Below are 24,634 nucleotides of genomic sequence, written 5' to 3'. Positions count from 1 at the left end.
AAAAGTTCAAATTTGGTTTGTAAAAAAGGTCATTTTGAATATTAATTTTTAACCAAATGTTCTGGAATTTCTTTGCCTTCAGATGTAGCTCTTTTGAACAACAAAATACTGATTAGCAGTAGCGAGATAATTAGTACATTAACCACGGATAAAGTCTGGATGTTTTTGATGTCAAATATATTAATCAAACCATATCCAACTACTGAACTTACCACATAAACACCTCCACCAGTCAGTCCGCTGGCAATTCCCGCATTGGTAGTAAATCTCTGTAAACTGTAAGCATAAGCATTGTTGAAAATAAATCCGGAAAGTAAATGAATTGATAAAGTAAATGCCAGAAGGAAAATTAGACTGTCACATTTTGAGGTAATGATGAGCATCAAAACCGCTATTATGATTTGAATAGAAACAGCGGTATTAATTTTTAGGAATAATCCTTTTTTAATTAATAGTTTTGAAATAATACCACCACTCATCAACGCAATTCCAGAGGCTAAAGAACTGTAGCCTGTAACTACCGGCGTATAGCCATACACTTTTTCGATAATAAAAGGACTTGCAATTCCATAAATCACTAAAAGCGAATAACTGAGCCCAATAATCAGTAAAGCCAATATAAAATCCGGTGTTCCCAACATCTTTTTATAAACAGTAGAGATTTCTTTTCGTTTGAATTTCTGAAAGTTTTTTAAAGATTCTCCTGTGAATCTCAGCTCAAAAAGCAAAACCGTTACCGTGAGAATACCTAAAAGGTAGAAATTAGATTGCCAGCCCAAATGTACCTGCAGATAACCGCCAATAAACGGAGCGACAATAGGAGCTGTAGCCCAAACGATGGAAAATAAACTGGTGTAATGTTTCAGTTTTTCGCCTTTGTACATATCTACAAAAAAGGCTCTTTTCCCGACAATTATCAACGAGACCGTGATCCCCTGAATAATTCTCATTGCGTAAATAACGTAGATATCGGGAACGGCAGCAATCGTAAAACTCGCCATTGAAAAAATAATGAGAGCAATGATATTGATTCTATATCTTCCAAAACTGTCCAGAATGCTTCCTATAAAAAGCTGACTGAAACCGGAACTGACCATAAAAAGCAGTAAAGAAAGTTGCACTTGCTGCATCGATACATTCAAATCTTTAGACATTGCCGGCAATGATGGAATATAAATGTCTGTAGTCAAACCTCCTAAAGGAATCAGTATAAATGCCAGCAAAGTGCTGCTTTGAAGATATTTTAAGTTTTGTGGTTTCATAATAATTTTCGATTAATGTTTTGGTTTCAGTGGTTACTTTTGTAATTATCCGATTGAATATAAAAAGCAAAATTTCATCAAAATCACTTCTTTACATTGAAATTGATTCTGATGAAATTCTCAGTTTCTTATATCATTGTTTGATATATTTATCCGTGTGCTGCCTCAGAAACTTCTTTCCAATCTGTCCAGGTCTGGATTTTTTCTGCATAAACACGCTCTGTTTTTGGCAATCCTAATTTTCCTAAGAATAAACGTAATGGTGGATTTTCGCTGTCGATTAATTTAAGAATTGCTGGAACGGTCGCTTCCGGTTTTCCGTAATCTTCTGGTAAAAGACCTTCCATTTCTCCTAAAGTTGATTTTAAAGCATCATAAGCAGGAATCGCATCGCCGTGAATGGCTGATGTTCCACCGAAATCTGTTGTATAACCGTTTGGCTCAATCATCGTAACATTGATTCCAAAATCTTTTACTTCGCTTGCCAAAGCTTCGCTGAAACCTTCTACAGCAAATTTAGTTGCGTTGTAAATCCCTAGCGTCGGTAAACTCCAAACTCCAAGAACACTTGAAAGCTGAATAACGTGACCACTACCCTGTTCTCTGAAAATTGGCAAAGCTGCCTGGGTTACCCAAAGTGTTCCGAAAACATTCGCTTCGAAAACGTCTTTAGTAACCTTTTCCCCAACTTCTTCAACCGCTCCGAAAACGCCGTAACCTGCATTATTAATGACCACATCTAAACTTCCGAAATGCTCTTTTGCTTTTTGTACGGTTTCAAAAACTGATTTTCTGTCTGTAATATCCAAAGAAAGAGGTAAAAATTGGTCGCCATATTGTTCAGCCAGATCTTTAAAAGCATCTGCGTTTCTGGAAGTTGCAGCTACTTTGTCTCCTCTTTTAAGAAAAGCTTCTGTCCATAGTTTTCCGAATCCTCTTGATGCTCCTGTGATAAAAATTGTTTTTTGCATTTTGTTAAAATTTTAATTGTTAATTGTTTAATTTTGATAGGACAAAGTTATCTCAACCTACTGCTGATGGTCTAACCCAAATCAGCGGAAGAATAGCACAGAAATACGAAACCATTTTCTATGCTGCCTGAAAATAATTAGGAACAAAAACTATTATCCTTTGATTTAAAACTGAACTATGGAAAAGATCAACCATTACAAAAGCATAACCGAGCTCCACGAGAAAAGCGGTTTTGAAGCACCCAAACATCCTTTATTAAGTTTGATGACCTGCAAAGAACTGATGACTTACTCGGTAGGAGAAGACAAGTTTACCGGGGATTTTTATATGGTGGCTTTAAAAAAGATCAAGTCTGGTTACGTTCTTTACGGTAAAACAAAATATGATCACAGCAATGGTTCTACGGTTTTTATGAAGCCGAGACAAATTATTGAAGTGAGTAATGTTCAGTTTGCAGAAAAAGGTTTTGTGATGTTTTTCCACGAAGATTATCTTTCCGGTCATCCACTTTTTGAGCAAATCAAAAAATATGGATATTTCGAATATGAGATTAATGAAGCTTTACATCTTTCTCCGGCTGAAGAACTCATAATGTGGGAACTGTACGATAAAATCAGAAAAGAATATGATGAAAACTCGGATGAATTCAGTCGTGAAATTATTCTTTCGCACATCGATTCTATCCTTAAATATTCAGACCGGTTCTACAAAAGACAATTCATCGACAGAAGTTTGAATGTTTCCGGAACAATGGTAAAAAAGTTCCAAAAAGTAGTGGATGCTTATTTTGAAAAAGACTTGCACTTAAAAGAAGGCTTACCCACTGTAAATTATCTGGCCGGAAAACTTTCTGTATCAACCCGATATCTAAGTGATGTTTTAAGACAGGAAACAGGTAAAACCGCTTTAGAGCATATTCATATCTATTTGATTAAAGAAGCGAAAAATCTATTGTTAAGTTCAGAAAACAACGTTGCCGGAATTGCTTATGATCTTGGTTTTGAAAGTCCTTCTTATTTTACGAGATTGTTTAAGAAGGTTGTGGGCGTGACGCCTGTGCAGTATCGGGATAAAGTCGGTATATAGTTTTAGGTTTTTCATTAAAAATCCTTTGATGTCATCTACTTAAAAATATATGAAACTCGCTATCTTCAACCAAATGTTTCGATATTTCTTGGGTTATGGACACAAGACCGGAAATGCCAATTAAAGACTTACTGTTCCAATGCTTATTGCTAACAGTTTTGGAAATTAAATTGCATTTGAACAAAAACTAAAAGAATCTGTTTGATAAAAATGAGTTTTGTAATTCGTGTTTAATTTGACTCAATCTAACCAAATCATCTATAAAAGTGTTTGAAGATACGCTCGTCTTGGTCACTAATTTGCCAAATGGCGCCAACTGAAGACTGTTGGCGCCATTTTCTTTATTAAAAATGTCACAAAACTAATCATTTTCACATGCTACAAACAAGGAGTTATCATTCTGTGTAATTTGAAAATCTGCTTTACATTGTCTATTAACCGAAATTATATAACTAGGTAATCAGTTTATTGTTTTGTTCTACGTTCATCTACCCTAAAATATAAACCATGGCAGCAATTTCTTAAGTATATTTGTCAAAATTTCAAATATTTATCTGTGAATATAATTTCAATTGAAAAAGATGTATCTCAGGAAACAATAGACAAAAATGTAGAAAATTTAAGAATCGCTCAGCTTAACCTTTCAGATTTTAACGAAAGAATGGGTAAAAATTATGATCTTGTCTGTAGATTTACCAAAGAGAATCCTCGTTTTTTCTTAAAACAGGAGCTAAGATATCCGGAAAATACGAACACCATCGCAAGTCAAATTAATTGGCTCTTGATGTGGAAAAGGGAAATCACTGATAAAACCTACCTTAAAATATTTTTTAATGATATTGCAAGAGAATTTGAAAAAATCAATCGATATAATTCCCCATACATTCAAAAAGATAAAGTGTATCATAAAATAGTCGAAGATTTTAAAAGAAAATATACTGGTTACGCACCACTAGGCTTTTTAACTAAAGATGATGAAAATTTTATAAAAGAAGAAATAAATAAAAAATTTTTACAACACATTATATAAAAATGAAAATTTTAATTTAAACAAAAAAATCCCGAATAAACGGGACTTTAAATTTCTCATATTGACAATTATTTGATCTCTACAGGAACTGAGATTTTATCCCAATCCATTGTGAATCCATTTTTGTTTACTTTATATACTAAAGTTTCCTGTGTTGCTGGTAAAGCTTTGGTTTTTACATCCACCCGTAAAGCATCTTTAGCTTCTTCATATTTATAAGCACCCCATTGTTTGGGCTCTTTGTTAAAAATCGCAGTCCAGGTTCCGCTCTCTTTAGGGATTAAGAAAAAGCTATACTTACCTGCAGGAAGTTTTTTACCCTGAACGGTAATGTCTTTATCCGTTGTGAATGTAGTTGCTTCATTCGCACCCGCACGCCAAACTTTATCATATGCTTCTAGACTACCCCATATTGTACGCCCTTTAACAGACGGACTGCTGTAGGCAATGGTAATGGTTGCATCTTTAATTTTTCCTGTTGCAGTAGCTGGAGGACTTGCTGGTTTTTTAGCTTCCTGTGCAAAGGCATTTACTGAAATTGTCATTGCAGCTACAAGTACGGTAGCAGTTTTGATCATTGTTTTCATAAAATTTTTGTTTGTTTGTTCATTTACGAATTTACTGCTTTCGGCTTATAAAACAATAATCCGATTGCCGAAAATATAATAACTGCCGCTGCACCAATGACATTCAGCCAAAGGAAAGAAACGATATCGAATTTATACACGGCAATCACCGTAATTTCAGATAAAATGGCAGACATAAATACATTCGGACCATCAATTTTTTTATAATAAAATGCGACAAGAAAAATCCCCAATATCGGGCCATAGAAAAGAGATCCTAATACATTCACCGCTTCAATAAGAGAACCCATCTGAGTGGCAAACATAGCTACGCCGATGGAGAATATTCCCCACGCCAAGGTGTGAAGTCGACTGTACTTGAGTTCGGTTGCGTCATCAGGAATTTCTTTTTTAAATATCAGATGAACATCTTTTAATGAGCAGGCCGCAAGGGAATTCAGCGCTGCGGAAATTGAACCCCAGCTGGCCACAAAAATAACAGCAAACAGTAAACCGATCATTCCTACAGGCAAGGTATTTTTTACAAAATACAGGAAAATATAATTCGTGTCGGTTTTCTCTGCATTAAAATTTGATTGATTGATAGCTTCTTCTACCCTTCGGTGTAAATCTTTTACCTGAGTTTGTGTATTTTTAAAATCCCGAATTTTTGTTTCAAGTTGGGAAGATTGAGTTTCTTTCAGCTTCAGAATTTCCTTTGATTCTGCATTGAATTTTATTTGTAAATTTTGATGCTCCTGTTCGAAAACCGCAGCCTGTTGAGGTTTTGTTTCCTTTAAATGTTGATAAGATCTTTCGTTAAAATAAATCGGAGCCGGTTTTAAAGAAAAGAATGCGAAAAGCAAAGCACCGATCAGTAGAATCGCAAACTGCATCGGAATTTTAACCAATCCGTTCAACAGCAAGCCCATTTTTGCATTGGTATTGTCTTTAGCAGTAATGTAGCGCCCGACTTGGCTCTGGTCAGTTCCGAAATAAGAAAGCGCCAGAAAAAAACCACCAATTAATCCGCTCCAGATATTGTATTTATCCTTCCAGTCGAATTCTGTGGTGATTACATTGAGCTTTCCGGATTTCCCCGCCAGATAAAGCGCGTCGTTAAAACCAATTCCATTTGGCATATTTTGAACAAGCAGATACCCTGCAAAAGCCATTGTTCCCAGAATAATGAGAAACTGTAATTTTTGGGTGTGGGCAATCGCTTTTGCTCCTCCAACATAGGTATAAATCAACAGAATACCGCCTGTCAAAACATTCGTTAAATAAATATTCCAGTTTAAAACGCTTGATAAGATGATACTCGGAGCATAAATGCTGATTCCTGTTGACAAACCTCTGGAAAAAAGAAAAAGCAGTGAAGTGAGCACCCTTGTTTTTTTATCAAAACGGTTTTCTAAATATTCATAGGCGGTGTACACATTTAAACGCTGAAAAATCGGGATGAAGGTGATACAGATCACAATCATCGCCAAAGGCAAACCAAAGTAATACTGCACGAAACGCATCCCATCTGTATAAGCCTGACCCGGCGCTGAAAGAAATGTAATGGCACTTGCCTGTGTCGCCATAATCCCTATAAGCACAATGTACCAGGGCATTTTATTATCGGCTTTCAGGTAAGATTCGTTGCTTTTTTGTCCACGACCGATGAATACGCCGTAGATCACCACTGCAACCAGTGTAACAATAAGAACTGCCCAATCTATCGTACTCATGCCCAGAATTTAGTAAAGAAATAATAAAATGCGATCTGAACTACTAATGCGATTGCTAATAGTATGTACCAAATATTCCAATTTTTAAACTGATTGTTCATTAGTTTTTCTGTGCAGATAAAAAGTTTAAAAATAAACGAGCCGCACCAACATTTCCTGCAGGTAACTGTCTGAAAAACGCCAACGGTGTATAAATAAAATTACCCTTCCCGTATTTGGCATATAAAGTTGATCCCTGCAAAGGCTCTTCAGCGGTATCATGCATTTCAAAAAGCGGTTCATACGCTGCATCCCATTGATCAGGGAAATAAGCGCCACGCTCCTGTACCCAACCTTTAAAATCATCTGCAGTAATTTTGTTTGGGAAGTTTAGTAATTTATGATTTGGATTTAAAAATTTAACCTCAGCATTTTCTTCGGTAACGCGTTTATTGGCAATACTGAAATTATACATTCCCAATTGGTTAACGGTTGTATCCTGATTCGTGTTGTACTGCATCACCAAATTACCGCCGGCTTTTACGTAAGACCACAAAAAAGGCATCCAGCGTCCCAACTTTTTCTCTGTGTTATTTGCACGAACACCCAATACGATGGCGTCATATTGCGAGAGCTTGTTTTGATTACCGTTTCCCCCGGATTCATGTAAGTTGCCATAAAAATCTTCGTCTTTCAAGACATCTACCTGAATACCTGCAATACGTAGGAACTCAGGAATGAAATCACCAGCTCCTTGTATATAGCCTACTTTTTTAACCTTCGCCTGAATATCGCCTTTCATCACTGCGACTGTTGCAGGTGCAAAATACTGTAATGAAGGTAAATGCGGATACTGAATTAATACCTGTTTTTTGTTATAAGTGACTCCATCTGCAACAAAATTGGCATCCAATTGTAATTGATTTGATTTTATTGAAGCAAGTTTAGTTTTTGGAATGACATAATCGACAGAAAGATCTTTTCCATTGATTGATTTTAAATCTCCTCCGCCTAAACGTTCTCCATTATACATCAGAATAACTTTACCATTACTAAACTGTTTATTGGAATTAACCTTAAAATTTAAACTCAAAAGTAAATCTTCATTTTCTTTAACTAAATAAAGCGGTTGTGCAAATTTCAGTTCCAATGCTGGAACAATGCGCAAGGCTTCGACCACATCGCCACGCACCGGATCTAATTTCTTGAAAGATAAAGGAAGTTTAACCTGAAAATTCTCCGAGCCTATTTTTAAACCAAGCAAAACATTCAATGGTGATTCTGCCTCAGGCAAGCCGACTAAAGTATCATTCGGAACAGAGAAAGTTGCTGCGTTCGTGGGAGATTTTGCCAACCAGTAAGGTTCTGTGAGCTCTGCATCTGCAGGAATGTGAATATCGTGCTGAATGGTAATTAAAGAATCTTTTGACAGTTTTCTGTTGAAATTTTCTGATTGACTCAACCATTTTACATTTTCTAAAACAATAGGATTTGTAGCTCTTGAAATCAGATTTAATTTGAAATTATAATGGTCTCCGGCAACAGCTTCCGCTTGATTGGTAACCACCTCGCCCATAAACCCGGCACAGCTTAAAATGATATTGTCGAGAGATTTTATTTTATCCTTTTTAAAGTCTGAATCTTTTAACGCTAAAACTTTTTTTCGCAAAACAAGCAAAGCAGGTAAACTACGGTCTGGCTCATTGAAATTGAAAGCGGAAATAATTTTATCTAATGATTGGTCAATATCAGCGTTTCCTTCTGAAGTCCACGTTTTAGTTATTCCGTCAAAAAGTGTGGATTTTGCAGCCTCACCAGCAACATGGGAAAAATATTCAGTTTTTATTCCGGCTACAGACTGTGTTCCCGCACCCTGGCTTTTATGTAAACTTCTGCTTAATCCTGCCAATTCACCATAGCCCATTCCCAATTGTGCATCATATTGTCCAACGGTAACTTTCAGTTGATTTTCGGCTGTCGTATTAACTGCACCAAACCGGAAAGTATTCCACAATACGCGTTTTGGCTGCCACACATTGACATATTTTAGTTGATCCGGGAAAGCAGTTTTATCACCTGCCAACTTAAAAGCTTTTTCCGCAACCACAGCCGAAGCTGCATGTTGTCCGTGACCTGCCGCAGCAGTAGGAGGAAAACGACAAATAATCACATCAGGACGGAATTGACGGATTACCCAGACTACATCAGCAGTAATGCTATCTGCATCCCACTGTTTAAAAGTATCAGTCGTATTTTTAGAAAACCCGAAATCAATCGCACGCGTAAAAAACTGTTGAGCACCGTCTAATTTTCTTGCCTCTAAAAGCTCATGGGTTCTGATTAAACCTAATGCAGCACCTTGTTCTGTACCTAATAAATTCTGACCACCATCACCTCTGGTTAAGGACAGATAGCCTGTTTCTACATTGTGGTCGTTAATTAACCAGGAGAGTAGTCCTGTATTTTCATCATCTGGATGAGCCGCAACATATAAAACTTTTGGTAAGTGTTTAAGGGTTTTGAGTTCACGGTAAATTTCAGATGATTTTGAGGGCCGAACCTGTTGGGCCGAACAAAAAACCGTATAAAAGCTAAGGATCAATACAATGATTACTTTTTTGAACATTTGAATTTGCTTTGCGGGGCAAATATATGTAAATCGTTTTTCTTTCAACCTTAAAAGAAAAAAAGCAATAGCAACTCTAAATATTCTATTATTATATTCTTCGTAAAATCTTTTTGTGAAAGTAAAAGGTAATCAAAACAAATAAAGATCCACTATTTCAACTTCGATTGTCTCAAATGCTTAAAATTAAATTGCAAAAGTTTAACCAACAAGAAAATTACCTGACAGAATGCGCTTGTAGTTTTTGCTTAATTTGGCTCAAAAACCAAATTACCAATAGAAGTGCTTAGGATAGACTCCTCCTGATCACAATACCGACATCAAAGTTATTTTAGTTTTTGTGTAGGTTTTTCTATTTATAACCATTCTCTTATACATTTAAAATAAGATTATTATTACATTTAAACTGTTTATTTCGTTCTTAAACCATGCTGAAATTTGAATGATATCCAATATTTCTTTTATTATCCTTCATTTTAACTTACTGATTACCTTTTACATTGTAAAAATGATTAAATTTGTTATCTAACAATTCAAATAAAAAAAATATGGTAAAAAAATTTACTTCTTTTATTTTTCTTTTGTGTTTGATGAATGTTGGTTTTATGCCACTGCTACGGGCTCAGGCTCCGGCAACATTACCTTACACTCAAGATTTTAACACGAGCAACGACTTTACTTTGCTAAGCGGAACCCAAGCCAATAAATGGGTTTACGGTGCAGCAGTAGGTAATTTAGGAAGCAGTATTTACATTTCAAATGACAATGGTGTCACTAATGGCTACACCAATAATATCATTAATGTATCGCAGGCTTACAGAGACATTGCAATACCCGCCGGTACTACGGCCGCCTCACCAGCTACATTGTCATTTAACTGGAGAGCAGAAGGTGAAGGATGCTGTGATTATTTAAGAGTATGGCTTGTTCCCTCTACTTTTACTCCTACACCAGGGACGCAAATTGCTGCAGGTGCAGGTAGAATTCAGCTTGGTGGAAACCTGAACGCGCAGGGTACGTGGCAAACTTATCTTAATACGAATATTAACCTTGCAAGTTTTGCAGGAACTAATATGCGTCTTGTTTTTGAATGGAGAAATGACGGAAGTCTGGGTACACCACCTGCCGGAGCTATTGATAACATTAATATGTTGATTCCTACATGCGCCGCACCGACTGCATTGGCTGTGAATGCAATTACGACAACAAATGCTACAATTTCGTGGACAGGCATTACACCTGTACCTGCCAATGGGTATCAGTATTACATATCTACGAGCTCTGCTTCTCCAACGACTGGTACGATCCCTACGGGGACAACTACAGGAACATCCGTTTCTTTAACTACTCTTTTACCTAGTACAACCTATTATTTTTGGGTTCGTGCAGTTTGTAGTTCTACGGATTCAAGCATATGGTCTGCAGGTCCGCAGTTTTCGACAACTCAGATTCCGGCAATTATGCCTTACAGCCAGAATTTCACAACGGTTAATGACTTTGGTTTTGTAAACGGATCTCAGGTAAACAAATGGTTTTATGGAAATGCTGCGGGAAATGCGCCAAATTCAATTTATATTTCGAATGATAATGGTGTGACCAATGACTATACCATTACATCACTAAGTGTAGTTCAGGCATACAGAGATATAGCAGTTCCTGCGGGAACAACCGCTGCTTCACCAGCACTTTTGACATTCGATTGGCTTGCACAGGGAGAATCATGTTGTGATTATTTAAGAGTATGGCTGGTTCCATCATCTTTCACTCCTACTGCTGGTACACAGATTACAGCGGGAGCAGGAAGAATACAAGTTGGAGGTAATTTAAATTTACAATCTGCTTGGCAATCTTATCTAAATACCAACGTCAACTTGGCTACTTTTGCAGGGACGACTGTACGTCTGGTTTTTGAGTGGAGAAATGACGGAAGTCTCGGAACGGCACCTGCAGGAGCGATTGATAACATTAATTTACTTATACCAACCTGTAAAATTCCTACAGCTATGGCAGTAGGAACAGTAACATCTGTTGGAGCTACCATAAGCTGGACGGCCACTACACCTCCTCCGGGAATCGGATATCAGTATTATGTTTCAACTAGTCCTACTCCTCCCGTTGGAACTACTGTTCCTACAGGAACGACTACAGCAACTAGTGTAATTTTAAATACATTGGTTCCTAATACAACCTATTATTGGTGGGTGAGAGCAGCTTGTAGTGCTACAGACAGAAGTATTTGGGTTGGCGGACCAAGTTTTACTACAACACAAATTCCGGCAACAATTCCTTACGTTCAGCCATTTACAACCAATGATTTTGGTTTTGTAAACGGAACTCAGGTTAATAAATGGGTTTTTGGTAACGCCGCGGGTAACCCTGCCAATTCTATTTATGTTTCAAATGATAACGGGGTTACAAATGCTTATACCATCACTTCGTTATCTACAGTACATGCGTACAGAGATGTTGCGGTACCTGCAGGAACTACGATTGCTACCCTTTCATTCAACTGGAAAGCTCAGGGTGAAACAACGTTAGACTATTTAAGAGTATGGCTCGTACCTGCCAGTTTTGTACCAGTAGCAGGAACACAAATTACTGCGGGTGCAGGAAGAATTCAGGTAGGAGCGAACTTTAATCAACAGTCAGCATGGCAGACATACAGCAATACCAACTTAAACGTAAGTACTTTTGCAGGTACTACGATGAGACTTGTATTTGAATGGAGAAACAATGCCTCTGTAGGAACTCAACAACCTGCTGCAGTGGACAATGTGGTGATTAGAATCTGTAAAACAACTACTCCGGTAGTTACAATTGCACCTGCTTCTATAACACATAATTCTGCTACTTTAACCTGGGCTCAAGATAACGGAGGAGCTGATTATAAAATAAGATACAGACCTGTAGGAACTACCCAATGGTTACCAGTTTCGGGACCAATAGATGTTGCATCAGTACCAGGAACTACTCAAACTTATTTACTTGGGGGATTATCTCCTGTGACTTTATATGAGGTAGAAGTTGCTGCCGTATGTAATGTTACAAACATTGGAACGTATTCACACAACGAGTTTACAACTAAATGTGATCCTACACCTCCGAATGTGACTATTACCAATGTTACTTCAACATCGGCAGTTGTTACCTGGAACCCTCTTGTTGCAAGTGCATCTTATGAATTACAATGGAGAGAAGTAGGAACAATTCCTTGGAATACTCCTGCAATTCCTCAGCCGCCTGCAAACTCATACACAATCACAGGATTGACTTCTTTCAAGACTTACGAAGTTCAAGTAAGAAGCAAATGTATCGGAGCGGCCACTCCAAACCCATGGTCAAATCCTCAGGTGTTCACAACTGTAAGAATTTGTGAAATACCACCTCCAGGATTGACTATTACTACATTAACGCCAACAAGTGCAGAAATAGTTTGGGACGCATTCCCCGGAGCAACCTATGTTTTGAGATACAGAAAAGTAGGTATTCCTAGCTGGACAAACATTCCGGTGAATGTAAATACATACACGATTACAGGATTATTAGAATTAACGAAATATGAAATGGAGGTAGCTAACGTTTGTAACGGAACGCCGGGTAACTACACGCTTCCTTATTACTTTATCACACCTACAGTATTATATTGTCAGATGTCATCTGCCAGCTTTGCAGCAGGATTTATTGAAAAAGTGACGGCCAAACCTACTGGTAAGCCTGAAATGATTAATGAATCTCTTGGTTCTACTTATACTGATTATACTGGCTTTACAGGAGTTCCGGTGAAGTATATTGAAATGATTCAGGGTTCTTCAGGAAATCAGATTACAATTGACAAAAACTTAGGCTCAGGTACAAGTGCAGGAGTTGCAGTATGGATCGATTTTAACAGAAACGGGTATTTCGACATCAATGAAAGAGTTCTTGCAGACGGACCAAATACCAACCCGACGGCCAGCGCAACATTCAGTGTACCTGTTGATGCATTTGTAAGCATGACAGATTACAAGTATGTAACGATGAGAGTTGCAATGCAGAAAGATGGAATTCCGGTAAACTGTCTAAGCTTTGCAGACGGTGAGGTAGAAGATTATACCGTAAGAATCTCTAAGCAACCTGTTGCCGGAGCAATTAATCAAACGGAAATATTGATTTATCCGAATCCGGTTAGCACAGTTTTAAATGTAAAAAATATCAGCAAAAAGGCTAATTATAAAATTTACAGTGCAGCAGGACAAATGATATCAAGCGGATTGATCGTAAACAATAAGATTGATGTCAGCAGACTAATTAACGGATTATATGTGATCGACATAGAAGATGTTAATGGTACTGTACAGAAGAAATTTATTAAAGAATAATTAAATACTTCTAAATAACAGAATAAGCTCTCAGAAATGGGAGCTTATTTTTTTTAAAATTAATAAAATAAAGAATTATTTAAATCAGCATACTTTTTCTTCCTTAATTTCAAAACCAAAACCCGGAAAGTTTTCGGCTATGATAACATATTTAATGTTTTTAGAGTCTAAATAATTTTTTGCGGCGGCTATCAGTATATTCATTAACCAGCAGTTGAGCGTCAAATGTTTATGATTAAATCTAGGAATGGCAATCCAGATATTGACAAAAGTTATTTCAGTAATATCCCTTGCATATTCTTCAGAACGCACAGCTTTTAAAGCCAGACCATAAAATATAGAACAGTACTGATCATATAGACAGTCAAACCCGTCCTTGGCGTTTTGTTGTATCAACAAGCACAATTCCTGATGTGAATATGTTTTTGCAACGTTTGTTTTCATTAAGCATTTTTACTGTCATTACCACTATTCTAACCGTTGCATTTTATTAAAATATTTAGATGTAGAATATGAAGATGATGTGATCTTGTAACTTACATGTCACACCTCTCCACAAGCGTAAAGCAAATTATATGCTAAACATAATTTTAAAACAAAATATAAATCTTTCGATATCAGACTTCTATATTTTAAAAACAATAATGATTGTGCTTTAGTTCAATAATTGAAATAAAATCATTTTAATTATCTTAAAAATTAACAAAATTTAACCATTGCAATTCCATAATTATGATTCAACTATTATCATAGATTGATATTTAAATTGTAATGTTGCACAGTTTAATTTACAGAGATTTCTTATTGAAATATCTGAAGGATCGACCGAATAAAAATCAATCATTTTAAAACCTATTGATATAAAAACATATAAACTATTTGAACTTTATATTTCAACAGGATTACATAGGAAAATTATGCTGAAATAATAAGTTTCAAGCGTGTGACAACCATCATTTCTTTGTGAATGTGAAAAGTAAATTAATTGAATTGTAATGAAGAAAAAATACATGTCAAAAAAAAATCACTAATTTTGTGCGAGAAAAAATTGTCCTTTATCGTATTATCTTTAAATTAGCTCTACCAATATCATTAAATATCAAAATAAATCACATGAGAAAAATAATTTTACTATTTGCCTGCATGTTTAGCATATCAGCGTTTTCACAAATTAAAGTTTTGAAAAATGAAACTTTAGTGGAAATCGGTAAAGAAAACTCAGTAGGCCTGTATAAAAAAGAAAATAAGTTCACATTCAATTATCAGGATATCAATACCAGTAATCTTAATACTTTCAGATCTTTTTCTTTTCTGGATGTCAATGGAGATGTATCCGGACTTTATAAATTGGTTACAGATGGTTTTATCGACGAGCCTACCGGGAATGTAATGCTGGAGCTTCCCAATGATATTATCGAACTTCATTATGAAAAAAACTATGGTCAGCCAACCGTACAGTTTATTCAGTTCATTAATAAGAACAGAAAATATGTAGGGAAATCACAGTTTCTTAATAAAAAACAGATTGACAAAATTTTTGGAATCGGTACTACCAAGGCGGCTTTATACAATAAGGCTCCGCAAAGAGTAAATCCTGTTTCAAATATGGGAAATACCCAAACCTATGTCAACGAAACACCGGCAACTGCTAAACCTGCTGTACCAAAAAAGAAATCAAGAAAATAACCGATATTTTCTCAATAATAATAAACTCATTCTCTGTGAATGAGTTTTTTTATTTTATTTTTGCACAAAGGTTAATTTAAAATTATGTCTCTACAAGTAATCAATCTCACAAAAAAATTTGCCGGGCAGACTGCACTCAACTCCATTAATATTTCAATAGAAAAAAACGAAATTATCGGTCTTCTGGGTCCCAACGGAGCAGGAAAATCTACGCTGATGAAATCTATCGTAGGCGCGCTTAAAATTGATGAAGGTGAAATAATTTTTAACGGTAAAAACATCGCGGAAAATGAGATTGAAAGCAAAAAAAACATTGGCTTTCTTCCTGAAAACAATCCGCTTTATTTGGAAATGTACGTCAAAGAATATCTGCAGTTCGTCGCCAATATTCACAAAATTTCTGAAACAAGAGTAGATGAAGTAATTGAACTGGTAGGAATAACGCCCGAAAAATCTAAAAAAATCGGTCAGCTTTCTAAAGGTTACAAACAGAGAGTCGGTTTGGCTCAGGCAATTATCCATCAGCCGGATTTATTGATTTTGGATGAGCCTACAAATGGTCTAGACCCTAATCAGATTATTGAAATAAGAAATGTAATCAAAGAAATCGGTAACCAGAAAACGGTTTTGCTTTCTACCCACATCATGCAGGAAGTCGAAGCATTGTGTGCGCGTGTCATTCTGATCCACAAAGGTAATATTTTGCAAGACTGCCCTATTGATGAGTTTAGAGGGAAATTTGGCAGTTTGGAAGAGGCTTTTGCGAGCTATACACAGACTGAAATGTTTTCTTAGTTGGCTTTAAATTTGTTGACATTCCGGTGAATAATCTAAACGACCTATAAAATGATTAAGAAAATTATATTGTGTGCATTATTACTGCCTATTTTATCACTTGCACATGTCATTGATAATAAAGTTTCATATTCAGTAGAGAAAATTACCAAAAAAAGAGATCAAAACTCTCAGGAAAAAATTCCGAAAACGGTGATTATCAAAACTAAAAAGTTTAAAATAAAAATAGACAGACAACCAAACGGAAATTATCTGTACCAATCTTGGGGCGCCAATACAAAAATCACTTCAAAACCCAGCATGATTGTTTCTGATGGAGAAGTTGTTCCCGATGGTTCTGGCGGAAATTACTACTTCGAATTTAATAATAATGGTACATTTTATCAGGTTTGGAGAAACTATCTGACCAATTCTTCAAAAAAAGCCCCTTATACATTAGTTGTCATCGGCGAAAATGGTGAAACCTTAGTAAGACAAGATGCTCAGATTGTCAAAAATTAATTTATTTATAACACTAAAATTCCTAATCTCGAGATTAGGAATTTTTATTTATAAACAAAACGAATTAAAAAAACCACAGAAAAAATCTGTGGTTTATAAAGTATTTAAAATTGAATGATCAAATTAAATATGGATCACTTCGCCATAAGCAGCTGCAGCAGCTTCCATAATTGCTTCGGAAACTGTTGGATGCGGGTGTATAGATTTGATGATTTCGTGACCTGTAGTCTCCAGTTTTCTGGCAACCACAGCTTCAGCAACCATATCTGTAACGCCTTCGCCAATCATGTGACAGCCTAACCATTCTCCATATTTTGCATCGAAAATAACTTTGATAAAACCATCTGTATTTCCGTTGGCTGTAGCTTTTCCACTTGCAGAAAGAGGGAATTTACCTACTTTGATTTCATAACCTTTTTCTTTTGCCTGCTTTTCGGTAAGACCTACAGAAGCTACTTCAGGATGGCAGTAAGTACATCCCGGAATATTGCCATAGTCGATTTTCTCAACATGCATGCCTTTGATTTTTTCTACGCAGGTAATTCCTTCCGCAGAAGCAACGTGCGCCAAAGCCTGAGTAGGGATAATATCTCCGATTGCAAAATAACCCGGAACCGAAGTTTCGTACCATTCATTAACCAAAACTCTTCCTTTATCAGTCTGGATTCCCACTTCTTCAAGTCCGATGTTTTCAATGTTTGCAGCGATTCCGACAGCAGACAGTAAAATATCAGCTTCAAGAGTGATATTTCCTTTTGCAGTCTTTACAGTAGCTACAACACCGTTTCCGCTTGTATCAACGCTTTCAACAGATGCATTGGTCATGATTTCGATACCTGTTTTTTTCAGAGATTTCTCCAAGTGTTTTGAGATTTCTTCATCCTCCACAGGAACAATATTTGGTAAGAATTCAACAACAGTCACTTTCGTGCCCATTGTGTTATAAAAATCAGCAAATTCAACTCCGATAGCACCAGAACCTACAACAATCATAGATTTTGGCTGCTCAGGAAGAGACAATGCCTGTCTGTATCCGATTACTTTTTTGCCATCTTGCGGCAAGTTTGGCAATTCTCTCGAACGTGCTCCTGTAGCGAGAATAATATTTGTTCCTGAATATTCAGTAACTTTACCGTCCTTATCTGTTACAGAAACTTTTTTACCTTTCTGCACTTTTGCAGTCCCTAAAATAACATCAATCTTATTCTTTTTCATTAAGAACTCAATTCCTTTGCTCATTTTGGATGCTACACCACGGCTTCTCTGGATTACATTCGGAAACTCAAAACTTGCTTCCACTTTGTTTAGACCATAATCTTCAGCATGATTGATATAATGAAAAACCTGAGCCGACTTCAACAAAGCTTTCGTTGGAATACATCCCCAGTTCAGGCAAATTCCTCCTAAATTTTCTTTCTCAATAATTGCGGTTTTAAACCCCAACTGTGCTGCTCTGATTGCTGTAACATATCCACCAGGACCACTTCCGATGACAATAATATCGTAATTCATTAGCTTAAAATTTTTATGCGAATTTAAGGAAAAATATCGGATGATGCATCCTGCTTAGTAGTCATTATATAAAGGATACTTTTAAAATAAAAGTATCCTAAAAAATAAAAAAGAGAACGCAAAAGCATTCTCCTTAGTAATTTATATTATTATAAACTTAAATATTTTGTAATAATAAAAAGATAGAATTAAACAATTCTTAAATTTAATTATTTTTATCTTGTAGCTCTAAGCAACTTTTTTTCGTTCTGATACCTGATATTTAATGCTTTCAACTGATCATTCTTCATTTTTTTGGTTGCCACCGGATGATTGAGAATCATTTTCTTTTCAGAATTATATCTTTTATTCAACTCACGTAATTTGCTGTTGGAAAGTTCAGTTTTTGACGGATGTGGCGGAGCTGGTGGTCTTTTCTGAGCATTAAGACTTACTGAAAATCCTATGAGTACAATTGCTGATATTAAAAACTTTTTCATGATATTTTACTTTATGAATGAGATTAAATTCATTCAGGTTTAGAATAGATGTTGCATATATCATACCACATTATTTACTGATCTAGATTTACTTACAATTTCAGATAAGATATTTTTTTGTTTTAACTTCGATTTCGGAACCTTCTGCAAGCATTACAGAAATAGGTTTTTCATGATTTAAGAATTCAAAATCTTTACCGTAGATCTTGTTGAAACAGATTTCGAGCTGATAATTTTTAACTTTGTAGCAATCCCATTTCGGATGACAGACTTCATATTCTGAGGTTTTATTGAGTCTTTTTGTAAAACCATAATAATGCTCCGTTATGAATTCAAATTCTGAATCTTTCCCCATTGGAAATGCTGTATTATCAGAAGTAATTTCTATAGAATGCCAACTTTTATCTTTCCATGAATATTTAACCATACAATTGTTTTCAGTATGCTGAATATGATTTTTCATGCGCATTGTTTTATAATTTTCATTGTAAACTAAATTTGCCACCCAACTTAAAGCCGGTTTTGGGACTATTTCTTTAATAAAAACAACACCCCGCTTCCACTCATTTCCTTCTTTTTTCTTTACATAAAATCTAAGATTTACTTCTTCAAAATTTCTGTGAAACGGAATAGGTATCCCAAGCAACTTTGTTTTTAAAAACATGAAACCAACCAAGCTTACATAACATTTATCTTTATAAAAATCTAACTCTGTGCCTGTTGGAAGGTACTCTAACAATATTTCAGGATTGACCTTGTAATTGATGATAGCTAATTTTCGCCATTCGGCTTTCAGAAAATTCATAATTTTTCTTTTTTGAATTGTTTAAGATGAAATTAATTTGTACTTCGGTAAATATTAATTTTTAAATAGAAAATTCAGCGGTCTTTTTAATCAATTTATTTCTTGTCAGGAGAAATTTGGTCAGGTAGTTTTTAAGAAAAAGACGATTAAAAAGTTTTCCAATAATTCCGAGTGGTGATTCAAATTCAAAAATATCAGTCATTATTGTATTTTCTCCTTCTTGAGAAAAAAGATGTTGATGTTTTAATGACTTAAAAGTTCCTTTCAGCATAAAGTCTGTAAATTTATAGGGTGCTTCCATCTCACTAATTTTTGAAGTGTGTGTTTGATAAATACCTAAATGCTTTGCCCGCCAAGTAACCGTCTCTCCATTTTCCATTAATCCAGAAGTTCTTCCTGCAATCGCTTTTTCACGAGTTTTAAATGCTGATTGTTGATGCAGATCGATGTCTCTGGCTAAATCGAAAACTTTGTGAATGTCTGCTTTGATGATAGTTTCAATATATATTTTAGACATATAAACAAAATTAGATTTTAATAATACTAAAACCAGGTAATAGTTATCCTACAGCTTTTTCTATTAAGCATTTATATGATTTTCTAATTTCAATTTTTCACAATCTTTATCACAAATCAAATAATAAATAATTGCAAGAAAAGGGGTTCCAAATAGACCAAAACACAATACAATTGACCATAATTCACCTAAAAACTCATTTGAAAATTCGAAATTTCTGGCCAATAAAAGTAATGTAAAACTTAACATGAAAGCCATGCTAACAAAATAATAAATTTTAAATAAAATATTTTTTGAATAGCTTTTTGAAAAAAATTTCATGTTTGAACTAATCAGATGATTTAAAGCCAATAAAAAGTAGAATATGATACAAATACCTTTCTCAAATGCTAGTAAGTCAAGAAGTAGAGCAATAAAAAATAACGTAACAAGTACAGTCTGGATATTAAAATCCAGGATTATAAATTTTTTCATGATTATTTTTTTTAAGATTAACTTTTTGAATGAATTCCGAAGTAAAATATCAGAATTAAATGAATGATTAAATTTTTCATAATGTTTATTTTGGAAAATTACAATTGGGTAGTTTCTTCAGTTTGTAACTTATCTTTAGCAATTGCGTGTTTACGACCTTTCAGGAAAAGCAGTAAATTTAAAAGCATCATTATTCCTAAATAAATAGAAAATCCGCCGATCTTTTTACTTAAGGCTACAACCAGTCTCTCAACAGTCTCGATTTGAAAAAACTCAATAATACAAAGGGCAAAACCAAAATTTAAAAGATAAAAACCTATTTTGAATAACGAATTGGTTGCCATTGCGATATCTTCTTTCTGATGAAAAATATCAATCATAAATGTTTTTGAATTTTTAAACAGAAATTGTGAAACCAGTACAGTGAGCGTAATGACAATTGGTAGATAGATCATGTACGCTGAAAGGTTATACGTTTGGGTAAGGATGGTTGTTGTCATGATAATTTATTTTAATATTAATTTTTTTCTTAAAACATAAAGCGTGAGCATATTGATAAAATGTAAAGCACAAAGAATTAAAATAATTATTCCTATGCGGTTGCAAACAGTGTAAAGCAGTTCTTCAATAGTTGAAATTTTGCCCCAGAAACTCAAACTTATGGAGATATAACCCAGATTAACGAGATAGTAACTTCCTAGAAGAATTCTGTTGACAGTAAGACAAAAATCTTTGTCTTTTATTAAATATTCCAGATATAATTTCCCTGAATTGAAGCACCTTCTGCCCACATCGACCGTGATATACGAAGTGATGGCCAGGAAAATGATATATGAAATAATATTAAACATTTTATAATTATTATATTTTCAATAATTTTTGAAATTTTGTTTTAAAAAAATTATTTCCCAGCTTTACTTTGTTGCATAGTTCTAACATTATAAAAGCCATACATTAGATAGTAAATATTAAAAAGTACGCCTCCGATACCCATGAAATTTACTACAAAATCTATTCTGGAATCACTCATCAGTACTGCGCTAAAATATAGGGCAATGAAGAACAGAATAACGCCGTAAAAATAATACCTGTGAAACCTGCTTTTACTTAATGAAACTCTCAATAAGAAGCCTACCAGATTTGAAACACCAACATAGAACAGAGCTATAAAAAAATCTGATCCCTGTGCTTTCTGATAGTAATTAATGGCAACGGGCAAAAAGAATAAAAGACTTACAACCGTTTGAAATATTACTTCTCCTTTTAAAATTTTACGTTCCATGTTTTGAGTTTTTATTGTTATTATACTTTCAATAATTTTTGAAAGTTTATTTGAAATAAAAAAAGGAAAATTATCCTTTTTTATGCTTTATTTATTTGTCTGAGATTCTTTATTTCGCTTTTGAACTTCGTTCGTAAACCTTCAGTTTATGTTCAGAATGACAACCAATTATTTTAATAAATTGGTAATCTTCCCGACCAGCCAATGATCGTCACTTTTTATGGCGAGATCCATAATATTATTTATTTTGTTGGTTACATTGCTAAAGTCGTCCATCAGTTTGATAAATTCTTTAGCTTCTGCAGAATCGTTGTCTTCGATGTTTTTAAGTTCTTCCAAAAAAGAAACAACCGGTTCGATCTCTCTTTTTCTGCGCTCTTTTGTTATTTGTTTAAATAAAAACCAAACATCTTTTTCTGCTATGAAATATTCTTTTCGGTCACCTTTAACGAACTCTTTTTTTACAATTCCCCAATCCATCAAAGCGCGGAGGTTCATATTGGCATTTCCTCTGGAAATTTCAAGCAACTCCATTACTTCATCGGTTGACAGCGGTTTTCCGTTTGCCAGAAGTAAAGCGTGAACCTGTGCCATAGTACGGTTGATTCCCCAACTGGTCGCAAATGTTCCCCAGGTCTGAATGTATTTTTCTTTAGCTTCTGAAAGTTTCATTTCTTTTAATAAGTAAGTTTAATAGTTAATCAGCTATTTAGTTTACTGATTTTCTATTACAAATATAATCATAGTTTTTGAATTTTCAATAATATTTGAAACTTTATTTTAATAAAGAAATCTCCAAGGAAATTTCTTTATTTTTTTTTATTTTTTAAAAGCCTTATATTTTTCAATAAGGTTAATGAATTCCGCGCGATAACCTTCTTCATCTTTACCTTTATTTTGCTTTGCTAGATTTTGTATCTCATCGAGATTTTTCTTTTTAATCAGTTTCGAATCTCTTAAAACCAAGCCGAACCATGCTACTGAAGATGCAAATTTGAAATCTGAACTTACTTTCGCATTGGAACTATCAGAATTTTTAACGATTTGAGAAATTTCTGCGCTCTTTGATCCCGCAGGCTTTTTGTACCGGAATTTTATGGTGGCTAATTCTTCTCCGAAATTTTTTGCTGATGAAGTTTTTGAATACTTTAATTTATTAGCTTTTGGTAAAAATTCAGAGCCTGAATCACTCGGGATGACTTCGTATAAAGCTGTTACGGTGTGACCACTACCCAACTCACCTGCATCAATTTTATCATCAATAAAATCTTCGTTTCTCAGTTTTCTGTTTTCATATCCAATCAACCGATAAGATTTCACATATTTAGGATTGAATTCGATCTGAATTTTGACATCTTTTGCTATCGTATAAATATTTCCGGCAAACTCTTTCCCCAAGAATTTATTTGCTTCCTGAAGATTATCAATGTAAGCATAGTTTCCATTGCCTTTATCGGCTAAAGTTTCCATCTTATTATCTTTATAATTCCCCATTCCGTAACCAAGACAGGTAAGGAAAATTCCTGTTTTTCTTTTTTCCTCGATAAGAGTTTCTAAATCTCCTTTTGAGGAATCTCCAACATTAAAATCTCCGTCTGTTGCCAAAATCACACGATTATTTCCACCCTTTACAAAATTTTCCTGAGCAAGTTTGTAAGCCAGCTCTATTCCGGCTCCTCCGGCAGTACTTCCACCTGCATGCAGTCTGTCTAGAGCTTCGATGATTTTGCCTTTTTCGCTCGCAGAAGTCGGTGCTAATACCATTCCTGCGCTTCCTGCATATACTACAATTGCTACCTTGTCCTGAGGTCTTAATTGATTTAATAAAATTTTAAAAGATGATTTTAGCAATGGTAATTTATTCTCCCGAGCCATCGATCCAGATACATCAATAAGAAAAACAATATTCGAAATGGGAAGATTTTTCATCGGAAGATTTTTACCCTTTAATCCTATTTTCAATAATTTATGGTTAGGATTCCAAGGTGCGACACTGTATTCTGTATTAATAGAAAACGGATCGCTATTTTTTGGCTGAGGATAAGTGTAGTTGAAATAGTTGATCATCTCTTCTACTCTTACAGCATTTTTATATACTTCATCGTCTTCGTTAATCATACTTCTGATGTTGGAATAAGAAGCATTGTCAACATCAATTGAAAAGGTTGATAACGGCTGATTTTTCGTTAATTCAAATGGATTTTCAACTAAAGCATCGTATTCTTCATTAGTATAATCTCTCTGCTTAATGATTGTTTTTTTATTAACCTTTTTAGCTCTTATATGATTATTATAGACTTTCCCTGTTGAATAAGAGCTTTCAATGTAAGAACTAGAAATTTCCATTGCGGTAACAGTTTTAGGCTTCGGACAACCATTATATTCTGGCATTCCCGGAACTGTGGGACATGCATCGTCTTTATCCAAAATTCCGTCTCCATCTGTATCCAGCCACGGACAGCCATTATTTTCAGCTGGTCCTGCAACCGTAGGACACGCATCATCTTTATCAATCACGCCATCTCCGTCATTTTCCGGCCAAGGACAGCCATTGTTTTCTACAGGTCCTGCAACATCTTTGCAGGAATCATCTTTATCGGGAACACCGTCATTGTCTGAATCCGGCCAAGGACAACCTCTATTTTCGATTGGTCCGGAAGTTTCAGGGCATTTATCCCGACTGTTCTTAATACCATCCTGATCTCGATCTTTTTTTACACTTAATTTTTTAGATTCTGTTGTAGAGTCCGGAACATTTTTGGTTTTGCAACTCCCTAACAACGCCAAAGCTAGTATTACTGTACATATTTTTTTCATATTCATTTATTTTTTAAAATAGCATCTCTGTTCTATTACAGATGCAAAAGTTTGAAAAAGTTTCAGTAATAATTTTTTTTTTGGATTATTGTTTTTTAAAACAGAAGTTATGTTGATGACAATCTTTTTTCAATTACAGATAAATTATGAC

At 35.0% G+C, this 24,634-nt stretch carries 21 protein-coding genes; 6 read left to right on the top strand and 15 right to left on the bottom strand.

Going from position 1 to position 24,634, the window contains the following annotated elements; translation table 11 throughout:
* Positions 1-41 precede the first annotated feature (41 nt).
* Both K0U91_RS11915 and K0U91_RS11910 read right to left on the bottom strand, forming a co-directional pair.
* On the bottom strand, positions 42-1,262 hold the full coding sequence (locus K0U91_RS11915; RefSeq protein ID WP_220179787.1) for an MFS transporter: 1,221 nt from the start codon (positions 1,260-1,262) through the stop codon (positions 42-44).
* Positions 1,263-1,411: 149 nt separating this feature from the next.
* A complete protein-coding gene (locus tag K0U91_RS11910; RefSeq protein ID WP_220179786.1) occupies positions 1,412-2,233 on the bottom strand; it encodes an SDR family NAD(P)-dependent oxidoreductase in 822 nt (273 codons plus the stop codon).
* 178 nt (positions 2,234-2,411) lie between these two features.
* On the opposite strand from K0U91_RS11910, the gene K0U91_RS11905 reads away from it, so the two are divergent.
* A complete protein-coding gene (locus K0U91_RS11905) occupies positions 2,412-3,320 on the top strand; it encodes a helix-turn-helix domain-containing protein (RefSeq protein WP_258561873.1) in 909 nt (302 codons plus the stop codon).
* A gap of 556 nt (positions 3,321-3,876) precedes the next feature.
* Positions 3,877-4,350: a hypothetical protein gene (locus K0U91_RS11900; RefSeq protein ID WP_219969442.1), complete on the top strand. Its 474-nt coding sequence runs from the start codon at positions 3,877-3,879 to the stop codon at positions 4,348-4,350.
* Positions 4,351-4,418: 68 nt separating this feature from the next.
* Here K0U91_RS11900 and K0U91_RS11895 read toward each other — a convergent pair whose 3' ends face one another.
* From K0U91_RS11895 to K0U91_RS11885, 3 genes are all read right to left on the bottom strand, one after another.
* Positions 4,419-4,937, bottom strand: a complete 519-nt coding sequence (locus K0U91_RS11895) for a DUF2911 domain-containing protein (protein ID WP_219969443.1) — start codon at positions 4,935-4,937, stop codon at positions 4,419-4,421.
* 23 nt (positions 4,938-4,960) lie between these two features.
* Positions 4,961-6,652: a sodium:solute symporter gene (locus K0U91_RS11890; RefSeq protein WP_220179785.1), complete on the bottom strand. Its 1,692-nt coding sequence runs from the start codon at positions 6,650-6,652 to the stop codon at positions 4,961-4,963.
* A 100-nt stretch (positions 6,653-6,752) separates the two neighbouring features.
* Positions 6,753-9,257 (bottom strand): PIG-L family deacetylase, encoded by a 2,505-nt coding sequence (locus K0U91_RS11885; RefSeq protein WP_220179784.1) that lies wholly within the window; start codon positions 9,255-9,257, stop codon positions 6,753-6,755.
* A gap of 548 nt (positions 9,258-9,805) precedes the next feature.
* Here K0U91_RS11885 and K0U91_RS11880 point away from each other — a divergent pair.
* A complete protein-coding gene (locus tag K0U91_RS11880; RefSeq protein ID WP_219969446.1) occupies positions 9,806-13,615 on the top strand; it encodes a fibronectin type III domain-containing protein in 3,810 nt (1,269 codons plus the stop codon).
* 84 nt (positions 13,616-13,699) lie between these two features.
* Here K0U91_RS11880 and K0U91_RS11875 read toward each other — a convergent pair whose 3' ends face one another.
* A complete protein-coding gene (locus K0U91_RS11875; protein ID WP_220179783.1) occupies positions 13,700-14,059 on the bottom strand; it encodes an RNA polymerase sigma factor in 360 nt (119 codons plus the stop codon).
* Positions 14,060-14,728: 669 nt separating this feature from the next.
* On the opposite strand from K0U91_RS11875, the gene K0U91_RS11870 reads away from it, so the two are divergent.
* The 3 genes from K0U91_RS11870 to K0U91_RS11860 all read left to right on the top strand — a co-directional run bounded on the left by K0U91_RS11870 (position 14,729) and on the right by K0U91_RS11860 (position 16,597).
* A complete protein-coding gene (locus tag K0U91_RS11870) occupies positions 14,729-15,301 on the top strand; it encodes a hypothetical protein (protein WP_258561872.1) in 573 nt (190 codons plus the stop codon).
* Positions 15,302-15,385: 84 nt separating this feature from the next.
* Entirely contained in the window at positions 15,386-16,096 is a 711-nt protein-coding gene (locus K0U91_RS11865) for an ABC transporter ATP-binding protein (protein ID WP_220179782.1), read from the top strand.
* A 51-nt stretch (positions 16,097-16,147) separates the two neighbouring features.
* Positions 16,148-16,597 carry a DOMON domain-containing protein gene (locus K0U91_RS11860; protein WP_220179781.1) on the top strand — a complete coding sequence of 150 codons (450 nt, stop codon included), beginning with the start codon at positions 16,148-16,150 and terminating at the stop codon, positions 16,595-16,597.
* Between the two features lie 123 nt (positions 16,598-16,720).
* Here K0U91_RS11860 and lpdA read toward each other — a convergent pair whose 3' ends face one another.
* The 9 genes from lpdA to K0U91_RS11815 all read right to left on the bottom strand — a co-directional run bounded on the left by lpdA (position 16,721) and on the right by K0U91_RS11815 (position 24,483).
* The gene (gene lpdA / locus K0U91_RS11855; RefSeq protein ID WP_219969450.1) at positions 16,721-18,109 is read right to left on the bottom strand and encodes a dihydrolipoyl dehydrogenase; all 1,389 of its coding nucleotides are present in this window, start codon (positions 18,107-18,109) and stop codon (positions 16,721-16,723) included.
* A gap of 215 nt (positions 18,110-18,324) precedes the next feature.
* Positions 18,325-18,588 (bottom strand): hypothetical protein, encoded by a 264-nt coding sequence (locus tag K0U91_RS11850; RefSeq protein ID WP_219969451.1) that lies wholly within the window; start codon positions 18,586-18,588, stop codon positions 18,325-18,327.
* A gap of 100 nt (positions 18,589-18,688) precedes the next feature.
* Positions 18,689-19,393: a YqjF family protein gene (locus tag K0U91_RS11845; protein ID WP_220179780.1), complete on the bottom strand. Its 705-nt coding sequence runs from the start codon at positions 19,391-19,393 to the stop codon at positions 18,689-18,691.
* A gap of 61 nt (positions 19,394-19,454) precedes the next feature.
* Positions 19,455-19,910 carry an SRPBCC family protein gene (locus tag K0U91_RS11840; protein WP_220179779.1) on the bottom strand — a complete coding sequence of 152 codons (456 nt, stop codon included), beginning with the start codon at positions 19,908-19,910 and terminating at the stop codon, positions 19,455-19,457.
* Between the two features lie 63 nt (positions 19,911-19,973).
* On the bottom strand, positions 19,974-20,384 hold the full coding sequence (locus K0U91_RS11835; protein ID WP_220179778.1) for a hypothetical protein: 411 nt from the start codon (positions 20,382-20,384) through the stop codon (positions 19,974-19,976).
* A 98-nt stretch (positions 20,385-20,482) separates the two neighbouring features.
* The gene (locus tag K0U91_RS11830) at positions 20,483-20,884 is read right to left on the bottom strand and encodes a hypothetical protein (RefSeq protein WP_220179777.1); all 402 of its coding nucleotides are present in this window, start codon (positions 20,882-20,884) and stop codon (positions 20,483-20,485) included.
* 401 nt (positions 20,885-21,285) lie between these two features.
* Positions 21,286-21,666, bottom strand: a complete 381-nt coding sequence (locus tag K0U91_RS11825) for a hypothetical protein (protein ID WP_220179776.1) — start codon at positions 21,664-21,666, stop codon at positions 21,286-21,288.
* Between the two features lie 168 nt (positions 21,667-21,834).
* A complete protein-coding gene (locus K0U91_RS11820) occupies positions 21,835-22,338 on the bottom strand; it encodes a GbsR/MarR family transcriptional regulator (protein WP_219969457.1) in 504 nt (167 codons plus the stop codon).
* A 147-nt stretch (positions 22,339-22,485) separates the two neighbouring features.
* The gene (locus tag K0U91_RS11815) at positions 22,486-24,483 is read right to left on the bottom strand and encodes a vWA domain-containing protein (protein ID WP_220179775.1); all 1,998 of its coding nucleotides are present in this window, start codon (positions 24,481-24,483) and stop codon (positions 22,486-22,488) included.
* Positions 24,484-24,634: the final 151 nt, after the last annotated feature.

The organism is Chryseobacterium sp. LJ668 (genome assembly GCF_019613955.1).
Classification (GTDB): Bacteria; Bacteroidota; Bacteroidia; order Flavobacteriales; family Weeksellaceae; genus Chryseobacterium.
The sequence above is the reverse complement of the archived record's forward strand: the minus strand, read 5'-3'. Positions and strand labels throughout refer to the sequence as shown.